The following is a 12,551-nucleotide window of genomic DNA, read 5'->3' on the forward strand; positions in this document are numbered from 1 at the left end:
TGTTTATTCTTATTGTACTAGCAATACTTTATTTTACCATGATGCCACAATGGACTTCTAATGATGCCGTTCCACTATCTGAATTTTCTACTAATAGAGCTTTCACTCAAGTAGAAGCGATCTCAAAACAACCGCATTATGTAGGTTCGACCAATCACGAAAAAGTTGCTGAATACTTGCAACAAGAACTACATAAATTGGGACTAGAAACATCCATACAAGAAGGATATACCTTAACTGACTGGGGCAATTTAGTTAAATCTAAAAACATCTTAGCCCGAATAAAAGGGACTCAAAATACAAAAGCCTTATTATTGCTTACCCATTACGACAGTGCCCCACATTCGTCTTCTCGTGGCGCCAGTGATGCGGGTTCAGGAGTTGCTACAATTTTAGAAAGTGTACGTGCTTTTTTATATGCGAAAACACCTCATAAAAATGATGTTATTATTCTTTTTTCGGATGCCGAAGAATTGGGTTTAAACGGTGCTGCTCTTTTTGTAACAGAACACCAATGGGCAAAGGAAATTGGACTGGTTCTAAATTTTGAGGCGCGTGGTTCTTCAGGACCTAGCTATATGCTTATGGAAACAAACGGGGGTAACGCTGGGTTAGTAAAAGAATTTGCTGCTGCGGGGGCACCAATGCCAGTAACCAACTCTTTGATGTACAGTATTTATAAAATGCTTCCTAACGATACTGATTTAACTGTTTTTAGAGAAAAAGGAAACATTCAAGGGTATAATTTTGCATTTATTGATGATCACTATAATTACCATACCGCTCAAGATGATAGTAGCCATTTAAATAAAAACACATTGGCACATCAGGGAAGTTACTTGATGCCCTTATTGCATTACTTTTCGAATGCGGACTTAAACAGCACTCAAATTGCAAATGACGATATCTATTTCACCATTCCTTATACTTTTATACATTACCCTTTTGGTTGGGTTTTATCAATGTTGTTTGTCGCAGTACTTCTTTTTATGTTTTTAATTTTTATAGGAATTGCTAAAAGAATTTTAACTTTTTCAGAAATCATAAAAGGATTTGTTCCCCTTTTAGGTTCAATACTAACTGCTGGATTGGTGACCTTTTTTGGATGGAAAGGACTCTTGATAGTTTACCCGCAGTACAACGACTTACTCAATGGCTTTACCTATAATGGGCATGCTTATATTGCTGCCTTTGTGCTATTAAGTTTAGCTACTTGTTTTGCATTTTATCAAAAATTGTCTGTTGAAAAACGCACAATGAACCATTATGTAGCTCCTTTGTTCCTGTGGCTTGTTATTAATGGATTTATTGCTTTCTATTTACAAGGCGCTGGATTTTTAATTATTCCTGTATATTTTGGAATTTTTGTTTTTGGAATTTTTATCATCACACAAAAATCGAGTCTACTTTTAAACCTTATTTTAATTATCCCTGCTTTATTGTTAATTGCGCCCTTTATTCAAATGTTCCCTATAGGATTAGGGTTGAAAATTCTTTTTGGAAGTGCGATTCTTACGGCATTAACTTTTGCATTGTTATTACCTGTTTTTGGTACTTTTGTTAAAAAGGGAAGATGGGCAATTGTTTTTTTACTGCTTTCTGTTGGATTTTTTGCGAAAGCACACTACGAATCAGGCTATGAAAAAGGCAAAGCCAAATCGAACAGTTTGGTTTACATTTATGACGCAGATAAAAATAAAGCCCATTGGGTTACCTATGATAAAAACCTAGATGTTTGGACTAAAAGCTATTTGGGTGAAAACCCAAAACAAGCAACTTCTTGGGCTGAAACTCCGTTGTTCAGTAAATATGATTCTCAATTTACTTACGCCGCAGAAGCTCCTGTGAAAAAATTAGCAAAACCTACCATTGAATTTCTAAAAGACAGTGTGGCTGGAAATCACCGCTATTTTAAAATTAAAATCAGTCCCAATCGTAGCGTTAATCGTTATGATGTTTTTGCTGATGAAAAAATAGTATTTTATGATTTCAAGGCTAATGGTGCTAAACAACTGGAACAAAATGGATCAAAGATGAATCGCAACGGAAAGAAAATAGTAAGTTATTATGTAGTTAATAACGAACCACTAGAAATGCAATTTGCGATAAATAAATCAGCTCTTTTTGATATGCAACTTTTAGAAAGCTCTTTTGATTTGATGTCTAACCCCTTATTTGGGATGACTCCAAGAGCTCCTTGGATGATGCCAACTCCTTTTGTTTTGAATGATGCTGTAGTGATTAAAGAAAGAATAAAACCCTCTCCTAAAGTGATTGAAGTTCCAATAATTATAGAGACAATTAAAACGGTCCAAAGAACACCAGTTTTAAAAGTAAAGGATAGTTTAAGTGTAGAGCAATAATTCTATTTTTTAAATATTTATTTGATTTTAAAGTCTAAAATTAACCGCAAATTCACCAATTAAAGCTGTGAATTTGCGGTTTTTAATTTTAGAACGAAACTAAAAATGACACTAAAATTTTTATCCAAAATACTTTTGATTTGCACTACTTTTGTATTCTCTATTTAAGTTAAAAATGAAACAAATTAGCATTCTAGGTTGTGGTTGGTTGGGTTTGCCTTTGGCGAAAGCTTTAGTTGAAAAAAAATTTATTGTAAAAGGCTCAACAACTTCAGTAGAGAAACTTTCTACATTAGAAAATGGTGGTATTCAAGCCTTTTTATTAGCACTTGATAGTGAAAGTGTTCCTGATATTCTTTCCACTTTTTTTGAAGGAAGTGAAACGCTTATCATAGCAATTCCGCCCAAATTGAGAGGAAAAAACAAAGATTATTCGGATGCCAATAATAATTCGTTTGTAAAAAAAATAGCAAACCTTTTACCTTTATTGGAACAGTCTTCTATTCAACACTTGTTATTCATTAGTTCAACAGCTGTTTATGGCGAAGCCAATGCTGTAGTTGATGAACATACAAAACCGATACCCGTAACTGAAAGTGGCAAACAATTACTAGCAATAGAAGAATTATTAGTAGAGAATACTCATTTTAAAACGACCATTTTGCGTTTTGGAGGATTAATTGGCAATGATCGTCATCCCGCCCGATTTCTAGCTGGGAAAGAAAATGTAGACAATCCCGAAGCGCCTATCAATCTAATTCATCAAGACGACTGTATTGGTATTATCTTGAAAATTATTGAAAGGAATATTTGGGGCGACACCTTCAATGCAGTTACGCCATTTCATCCTTCAAGAGAGCAATACTATACTCAAAAAGCTTTGGAAAATAACTTAGTTCCACCAAAGTTCAATCATGATAAAGTTTCAGAAGGGAAAACCATTTTAAGTGATAAATTAGAACAAACACTTCAATATTCATTTGCAATTAAACAGTTATAGGGTGATAAAAAAAATTCAAACTTCATTTTCAAATAAGATTAATGAAATTGGCTTACCTATTCTAGCACTTTGTGTTGTGTGTTTTTTTTGGGGAACCACTTGGATTGCTTCAAAGGAAGGAGTGAAGCACATGCCTGCTTTACAATTGGCGGGAATTAGACAGTTTATTGGTGGGTTCCTTTATGTTTGTTTTTTTCTATATAAAAAAGCACCTTGGCCTAAAGGGAAACAGTGGAAAACAATTATCATATTGAGTTTGCTTAATTTTGCATTGAGTAACGGTTTGAGTACTTGGGGAGTTAAATATATTAGTAGTGGACTGGGTGCAATTATAAATGCTGTTTTTCCTTTATGGATTGTGATTATTACTTTTTTTAGAGGAGAGAAATTAGCTAAACAGGCTATATTAGGTTTGATAGTAAGTTTTGGTGGTGTTTGTGTTATTTTTTATGATCATCTAACTGATTTCTTGCAGCCTGATTTCAGATTTGGAATTCTACTTTCAGTAATATCTACGATAAGTTGGGCTTTTGGAAGTTTATATACTAAGAAAAAAGCGGCCACTTTTAATCCTTATTTCAGCCTCGGATTACAAATGTTTATTTCCAGTATTTTCCTTTTGACGATTACGGGGGCAACAGGAACAGGGGTGAATATAACATCAATTCCAGTAAATTCTTGGTGGGCAATTGCATACTTGGTAATCATTGGCTCGGCTATAACCTTTATTGCATTTATCTATATGCTACAAAAATTGCCGCCTGAAATAAATAGTATTTATGCTTACATTAATCCTATTGTAGCGGTGCTATTAGGTGCATTTATCTTTGGAGAACTACTTACAATGGCAATTGCTTTAGGTGGAGCAGTTACGCTTTGTGGCTTGTATATGGTGAATCATTCGATACGGAAGTCTCGTAAAATGGCATTAGAAAATAAATTCTAAAAATTAGTTTACTTATAGATACAAAAAAACCCAAGTTCTCACTTGGGTTTTGATTTTATAATATTTTTTCTTACCAGATTTTAACTCTTTTTTCGGGTTCAATATACATACCGTCTCCTTTTTTTATTCCAAATGCATCATAGAAAGCATCCACATTTTGGATAGGTACGTAAGCACGATACATTCCTGGAGAATGCGGATCAGTTTTTACTTGATTTTTTAAGGCTTCATCACGGGATTTAGTTCTCCAAACTGTTGTCCAAGCAATAAAGAAACGTTGTTGCGGTGTAAAGCCATCGATAAGACTAGGGTTCTTATTGTCTTTTAAGTACAATTGTAATCCATCATAAGCTGCATTCACGCCTCCCAAATCACCAATGTTTTCTCCCAAGGTAAATTTACCATCAACATGAACTCCTGGTAAAGGTTCTAAAGCACTGTATTGATCCGCAAGTGAAGTTCCTAGTTCAGTAAATTCTTTTAAATCATTAGCAGTCCACCAGTCTACTAGGTTTCCATCAGCATTGTAACGCGCTCCTGAATCATCAAATCCATGAGAAATTTCATGACCAATAACAGCGCCTATTCCGCCATAATTTACGGCTTCATCTGCTTGGTAGTTATAAAATGGAGGTTGTAAAATTGCTGCTGGGAAAACAATTTCATTATAAGAGGGATTGTAATAGGCATTTACCGTTTGTGGTGACATGTACCATTCCGTTTTATCTACTGGTTTGTATAGTTTGTCAATATCTTTTTGAAAGCTCCATCTTGCTAGATTTTTTGAATTTTCAAAATAACTACCACCATCAGTAACTGCTTTAATATCTAATTTGGAGTAATCCTTCCATTTGTCAGGATATCCAATTTTGATGGCAATCTTACTTAATTTTTCAATTGCTTTAACTTTGGTTTCTGCTGACATCCAAGTTAAATCATTAATTCGATTTTGATACGCAATAATAATGTTTCTAATCATTTTCTCCGCTTTTGCTTTTGCTTCAGCAGGAAACATTTTTTCAACGTATAATTTTCCTAAAGCTTCTCCCACAGATCCATTTACGGTTTGTAGTGCTCTTTCTTCTCTTGGTCGTTGCTTAATTGCACCAGTTAATGTTTTACCATAGAAATCAAAATTGGCTGATTCAATTGTAGTAGAAAGTAAGCTAGTAGATTTGTTTAATAATGTCCATTTCATGTATTCTTTCCAAGCTGTAACATTATTTTCTACAAGAATAGTTTGCAATGCTTTCATGTATTTTGGCTCTGAAACTATAACTGTGTCTAATTTTGTAAAACCAAGACCTGAAAAATAATTTCCCCAATTTATTAGCGGAGTTATTTTTTGTAATTGAGCAATAGTCATTGGATTGTATTGCAATCTTCCGTCTCTACGTTCTACTCTGTCTAAACGTGGTTTTGACAATTCAATTTCCAAGGCTAAAATCGCACTAGCACTTTCTTTGGCTTGCTCTGGAGTTTCTCCTATGAATTGTAGCATTCGAGCAATATGTAATTCGTATTTTTGTCTTTTTTCTTTCGTGTCTTTCTCTTCTGATGTATAATAATCTTTATCAGGTAACCCTAATCGAACTACTCCTAAGTTAAGTGCGTTTTTAGAACTGTTTTTATCATCAGCTCCTACACTTACTCCAAAAAAACCAAGGCCACCAATGGGTTCCATTTCAATCAATACTTTCTGAAGGTCTTGAGAGTTTCTAATTTTATCTATTTTGGCTAAGTAGGGTAATAATGGAATGATATCTTGTTTGTCTCTGTTGACTGTGTCTAAAATTGAATTGAAAAGATTAATCGCTTTTCCTTGATCTGTGTTGAACTTATATTTAGGATTTTTTGCAGCTTCTTTCAAAATGGCAAGTGCATCTTTATCCGTTTTTTTAAGTAATTCATTAAAACTTCCCCAAGAAGTTCTATCACTTGGAATTTCTGTTTTGTCTAGCCAAGCTCCATTTACAAATCTAAAAAAGTCATCATTTGACCGAATGCTTTTGTCCATATTTGAAACATTAATCCCAGGATTTTGATGTACCGGAACGTTTTGAGCCTGAATGGTCGCTAATCCAAAAATTGCAGGAATCGTAAAGAAAAGAGTGTTGTTGAAATATTTTTTCATTTTTATAATGGTTTAGACTGATACACAAACATATCAATAATATTTTAAATAAGATGTTAAAATTAACATGTAGTCGATGTTTTGTTAAATAATCTATTCAAAGGCTTTTTTTGAATAACATTATTTCTCCCAGTTATAATATAAATAGTTGAAAATTATAATACTAATTTTATTAGAGGAGTCGTTTTTCAACTTCTTTTAATAGGAAAACAACTGTTCTAAACAAAAAAATGACTAACTTTATTCTGCAAGAAGAACTTCATTCTTAGAAATAATTTAGCAGTATTGTGTCAAACTCAAATAGGAAATACGATAAAGCTATTTTTGAAAAAGATAAATTTAATAAAAATAGGGATTGACAACGTCTACCAACAAAATGCTCCAAAGTTGACGACTCTTTAAAATGCAACTATAAACAAATATTTTATAGAGTTGGTCGAGATCTACCAGGCAAAACTGAAGTGACTATTTTAGTCAACGAATATCAATTAGTAATAAAAAAAGGAACGATGAAAAAGTCTTTATTTATTATATTGGTTCTCACAGTAAATATTGCATTTGCACAACAAATAGTAACTGGGGTAATAAGTGATAAAACAAACAGGCCTATTGAAAGTGTAAAAGTCAGTGTGAAAAATACGGCCCTAAAAGCTTTTACAGATGCCGCTGGTAAGTATTCTATTGAAGTGCCAGAAACGTATAGTACCCTTGAATTCACTAAAGAAAACTATAAAGATCAAGTAGTCGAAATTACCAATGATGTTATAAACATAACTATGTCTTTGATTACTGATGTTGATTTATTTGAACTCAGTTTGGATGAACTAATGAATATTGAAGTGATAACAGCTTCGAAAAAACCACAGAATCAAAAAATTGCACCTGCAACAATTTATGTAGTCACCGAAAAAGATATTATTGAAAAAGGATATTATGATTTAACCAGTTTATTAGAAAACATTCCAGGTGTGGTCCCGATAAGAACTGACCATTTTACTTTTGGAGGACAACGAGGTTTTCTAAGTAATTTTTCACAAACACTACTGTTAGTCAATGGTAGAGAAATGCAAAATTTATTTGCTTCCGAGACTTTTATTTCAACACAATTTGCAACGCATAATATAAAGCAGGTTGAAATTCTGCAAGGTCCTGCATCAGCCCTTTATGGTGCAAATGCTTTGGTTGGTGTAATTAATATTATCACAAAAAATGACTCTTCTGATTTTAATAAAACGGAGTATCACACTGAAATTGGAACACAAGGAACACAATCTCAGAGTATTGTTTTTGGGAAAAATTTTGCTGATTTTCGTATTAGTGGTAGTTTTCGATATTTTCGATCTAACCTTTGGGATTACAAAGACTTTATAAAAGACACCGTAAATTTTAGACAAGCAGTTCCTACTAAAGCATTTCCTGTAAATCAAGAATTTAAAAAGAGAAGTTGGTCACTTCCTTATGCTGCCAAAATTTCTTACAAAGGGTTTTATGTGGGAATTGAAGGGTATGAGCTTCAAGGAAGTAAAGGACTTGAAAACATTTCATTAGATTACACAAATCAAAGTGATTTCCGTGAATTGGCCTTGTATTATGCAGGTGTTGAAAAAAACATTACAGCTAAACTTAAAATTAATTCAGAAATTCAATTTTATAAAGAAAGATTTTGGGGAGTGAACTACACTTTTGATAATGTAATCTATGACACTATGGTAAAAAACGGACATAATCCGGAATTTCCCCTTACTGAACAAGAAATTAAAGACAATTTCATGATGGCTTATTCACAACAATCGAGCTCGGGTTCAAAACGATATAAAGGAAATGTACAATTAGATTATGAACCGAGTCAAACGTTATCTATAATCGGTGGATATACTTTTGATGAGTTTGATTTATTAGGTTTAGCTCTTTCTACAGAGCGATTAAACCCTAGTTTTGATGAAACACGTTCGATCGAAAATAGTATGCGTAAACCCTTTTATCGTCAGTATAAAAACTCATTATTTTTACAATTGCAAAAAACACTATTTGATAAATTATACGTTACGCTAGGTGGACGATTTGACTATCACAATATTTATAAATCTATTTTTACCTTTCGTAGTGGTTTAGTTTACACCCCTTTTCAAAAAACGTCTATTCGATTTCTTTTTGGGCAGGCTTTCCGTGAACCTAATATTTTTGAACTGGGCGCTTCCTCAGTAAATAATGTTATTAACGAGCTTAATCCAGCTAAGATGAATACTTTCGAACTTGGAATAAATCAATCGTTTACAAGTAATTTGATAGCTAATGTTGTTGCCTATCGAAATACAGCAACAAATTTTATTGAGCCTACAGAAACGGGTGGTTTCGTAAATTCTGGTAAAATAATAAATGTCTTTGGTGTTGAGAGTCAATTATTTTATAAAACAGGAAAAATCAGAACCGAAATAAGTTATTCCTATGTTAGAAAAGATGCTGATGAATATGCAGGTGTTAGCACGGTAAATCTAGGCGTTTATCCACATAGAATAACTGGAGGCTTGACGTATAATATAACAGAGGACTTTATAGTCAATTCTAGAATAAATTATTATTCAGAAATAAAAGCAAAACACGGTAATAAAGACATTAATGAAATACTGACGATCCCCTCTTTTTCTAAAGTTGATCTGACATTTTCGTACACAAAAATAAAAGTCTATGATGTCGAAATTACTACACAATTGTTTGTTACTAATATGTTTAATTCCCAATTTTACCAACCCAATATAAGAATAGGCGGGCCAAAACAATTTTTACAGCATGGAAGACAACTATTTTGCAATGTAATTGTTAAATTTTAACAACGAAAAAAAGAATTCAAGAATATGGATTTACAAAACAAGTTTTTTTTTGATATTTAAAATTGATTTCATTGTAGATTCTTTTTTAAAATTACCTTTTCGTATTTTTGCAAAAATTATTTTTTATGAAATCAATTTTCAGTAGATACCGAAAATTTTTAGGTGTTTTTGTTGTACTATCATCCATTATACTATATTTATTTTATACGGCCCTAAAACCAAGTAAAACACTTCCAATATTTAATCCTGCGGATGTAAATCCTGAACTAGTTGACAGTACGGTGCAGTACATTAGTAAGTACCATACTATTGCCGATTTCTCTTTTACAAATCAAAATGGGAAAACCATTACCCAAAAAGATTATGAAGGAAAAATATATGTGGCTGATTTTTTCTTTACTACTTGCGGTTCTATTTGTCCTAAAATGACCGCGAATTTATTTGATGTTCAAAAAGCCATTCTCAATAACCCAAAAGTAATGTTGCTTTCTCATACTGTATTTCCTGAGGTAGACAGTGTTGCTGCTTTAAAAGCCTATGCTATAAAATATGGTGTTAATGATAGCAAATGGAATTTAGTTACTGGTGATAAAAAGGAAATATACACGATGGCTCGAAAATCATATTTAGCAGTCAAAATGGGAAAACCAAGTGAATTATACGATATGGTTCACACGGAGAATTTTGTGTTAGTAGATGCTAAACGAAGAGTTCGTGGTTTTTATGACGGTACTAAAAAAGAAGATATTCAAAAGTTAATTGAAGATATTAATTTTTTATCAAACCAATAATTTCTTGTTATTTCCTACTTGTAAAAGTAAAAAGAACAGTCTTGTTTTCAGAATTTTAATTTTCTTGGAATAAAGACAAAAATGATAAATATCATTCATTTTTATATTATAATATGTATTTTTGCAATATTAATTCAATCTAAATAAGACTTGCGCACCACGATAAATTCACTTAAAAAAGGCGAAAAGGCCATTATCAAAGATTTTGATATTGATATCATTCCATTGAAATTACTTGAAATGGGCTGTTTACCTGGTAATATGGTTGAATTATTGCAAATTGCTCCATTTGGAGACCCATTATATTTAAATATTAATGGTTCTCATTTGGCCATTAGAGTGGAAACAGCAAACGAGATTGAAGTGGAAATGATAAAAATTAAGCTTTAATGATCAATAAAAATATCAACGTAGCTTTAATAGGCAATCCAAATACCGGGAAAACATCTGTTTTTAATCAATTAACTGGACTGAATCAACAAGTAGGAAACTACCCTGGGATTACTGTTGAGAAAAAAATAGGTTTTTGTAAATTACCCAATAATATAAAAGCCAATATCCTAGACTTACCAGGAACATACAGTTTAAATGCCAGTTCTATTGATGAAAATGTGGTTATTGAACTGTTGCTTAATAAAAACGATAAACTATATCCTGATGTTGCGCTTGTTGTTACTGATGTTGAAAATTTAAAACGTAATTTATTACTTTTTACCCAAATAAAAGACCTTGAAATTCCGACCATTTTAGTCATAAATATGGCTGACAGAATGGAACACAAGGGAATCACTTTGAATATTCCATATCTGGAGGAACATTTAAAAACTAAAATTGCTTTAATCAGTTCTAGAAAAGGATTTGGAATAGAGGAGTTAAAAAAAATGATAATCACTTACAAAACGATATCAAGCGAACCTTGTTTGAATGCATCGGTAATTGATCCGGAGTATTTTGACAGCTTGCGCAAAGCGTTCCCAAACCAATTGTTGTATAAATTATGGCTGGTTATTACTCAGGATGTTAACTTCTTAAACTTAGAACGTAAAGAAATTCACAGTTCCTTTACAAAATCACATTCGGATTTAAAACGATTACAGCAAAAAGAAACGATAAAAAGATATCAGTTTATCAATGACGTACTCAAAGAAGGATTAAACGTTGATGCCTCAGTTGCAAAAGATTTCCGTTCTAAACTGGATCGTGTTTTAACGCATAAAGTGTGGGGGTACTTCATTTTCTTCGTCATTTTGTTTGTTATTTTTCAATCTATTTTTGATTGGTCAAAAATACCAATGGACTTTATAGACAGCACGTTTGCCTCATTGAGTACCTTGGCAAACGATACTTTACCAGCAGGTGTTTTAACCAATTTAATTTCTCAAGGGATCATTCCTGGTATCGGCGGAATTTTGATATTTATTCCTCAAATTGCATTTTTGTTTTTATTCATATCCATCTTAGAAGAAAGTGGTTATATGAGTAGAGTGGTTTTCTTGATGGATAAAATCATGCGAAAGTTTGGGTTATCAGGAAAAAGTGTTGTTCCATTAATCTCAGGAACTGCCTGTGCTATTCCGGCAATTATGGCTACTCGAAATATTGAAAACTGGAAAGAACGAATCATTACCATACTAGTCACCCCTTTTACAACCTGTTCAGCTAGACTGCCTGTTTATGCTATTATCATTGCGTTAGTAATTCCTGACACTCGTGTTCTGGGAATATTTAATCTTCAAGGTTTAACCTTAATGTTATTGTACCTTTTGGGTTTTGGAATGGCAATATTCTCTGCTTATGTTTTAAATAAAATATTAAAAATTAAAGGGAAAACATTTTTTGTAGTTGAAATGCCAAACTACAAATTACCAATGTTTAAAAACGTAGCTATTAATGTAATTGAAAAAACGAAGGCTTTTGTTTTTGGAGCAGGAAAAATAATCTTAGCTATTTCCATTGTATTATGGTTTTTAGCCTCTTATGGACCAGGAAAGAAGTTCAATAATGCCGACGAAATAATACGCACTAAATCTGAAAACACGACCATTACTCCACAGGAATTAGATAATAAAGTGGCTTCTTACAAATTGGAGAATTCTTATATCGGAATCATGGGAAAAACCATTGAGCCTGCCATTTCACCATTAGGTTATGATTGGAAAATAGGGATTGCTATCATCAGTTCATTTGCAGCTCGTGAAGTTTTTGTGGGCACATTAGCAACTATTTACAGTGTGGGTGGAAGCGATAATGAAGATACCATTAAAAACAAAATGGCTGCGGAAATAAATCCTGAAACTGGAAAGAAAATATTCAATTTTGCCTCTGGAATTTCCTTGTTATTGTTCTATGCATTTGCCTTACAATGTGCCAGTACATTAGCCATAACGCGTAAAGAAACCAATTCATGGAAGTGGCCTTTAGGACAACTTATTTTCATGAGTGGTTTTGCCTACGTTGTAGCATTAATTGCCTACCAAATTTTAAAGTAA

The 12,551-nt window shown here is 32.7% G+C and carries 8 protein-coding genes; 7 read left to right on the plus strand and 1 reads right to left on the minus strand.

The features are described from left to right. Positions 1–38: 38 nt before the first annotated feature. From AB3G36_RS04445 to AB3G36_RS04455, 3 genes are all read left to right on the plus strand, one after another. Positions 39–2,363 (plus strand): M28 family peptidase, encoded by a 2,325-nt coding sequence (locus tag AB3G36_RS04445; protein WP_367757886.1) that lies wholly within the window; start codon positions 39–41, stop codon positions 2,361–2,363. Between the two features lie 175 nt (positions 2,364–2,538). Next, positions 2,539–3,363: an SDR family oxidoreductase gene (locus AB3G36_RS04450; protein WP_367756408.1), complete on the plus strand. Its 825-nt coding sequence runs from the start codon at positions 2,539–2,541 to the stop codon at positions 3,361–3,363. A 1-nt stretch (position 3,364) separates the two neighbouring features. Then, positions 3,365–4,309 (plus strand): DMT family transporter, encoded by a 945-nt coding sequence (locus tag AB3G36_RS04455; RefSeq protein ID WP_367756410.1) that lies wholly within the window; start codon positions 3,365–3,367, stop codon positions 4,307–4,309. Positions 4,310–4,379: 70 nt separating this feature from the next. Here the strand turns inward: AB3G36_RS04455 and AB3G36_RS04460 are convergent, their stop codons facing one another. Further along, entirely contained in the window at positions 4,380–6,443 is a 2,064-nt protein-coding gene (locus AB3G36_RS04460; RefSeq protein WP_367756412.1) for a M13 family metallopeptidase, read from the minus strand. A gap of 509 nt (positions 6,444–6,952) precedes the next feature. Here AB3G36_RS04460 and AB3G36_RS04465 point away from each other — a divergent pair. The 4 genes from AB3G36_RS04465 (at position 6,953) to feoB (ending at position 12,551) form a co-directional block, all read left to right on the plus strand. Next, the gene (locus AB3G36_RS04465; RefSeq protein ID WP_367756414.1) at positions 6,953–9,271 is read left to right on the plus strand and encodes a TonB-dependent receptor; all 2,319 of its coding nucleotides are present in this window, start codon (positions 6,953–6,955) and stop codon (positions 9,269–9,271) included. 125 nt (positions 9,272–9,396) lie between these two features. After that, positions 9,397–10,062, plus strand: a complete 666-nt coding sequence (locus AB3G36_RS04470; protein WP_367756416.1) for an SCO family protein — start codon at positions 9,397–9,399, stop codon at positions 10,060–10,062. Positions 10,063–10,212: 150 nt separating this feature from the next. After that, entirely contained in the window at positions 10,213–10,452 is a 240-nt protein-coding gene (locus tag AB3G36_RS04475) for a ferrous iron transport protein A (RefSeq protein WP_367756418.1), read from the plus strand. Further along, positions 10,452–12,551 carry a ferrous iron transport protein B gene (gene feoB / locus AB3G36_RS04480; protein ID WP_367756420.1) on the plus strand — a complete coding sequence of 700 codons (2,100 nt, stop codon included), beginning with the start codon at positions 10,452–10,454 and terminating at the stop codon, positions 12,549–12,551. The genes AB3G36_RS04475 and feoB overlap by 1 nt, the downstream gene beginning before the upstream one ends.

Origin of the sequence: Flavobacterium sp. WC2430 (assembly GCF_040822075.1) — a bacterium.
Lineage (GTDB): Bacteria > Bacteroidota > Bacteroidia > Flavobacteriales > Flavobacteriaceae > Flavobacterium.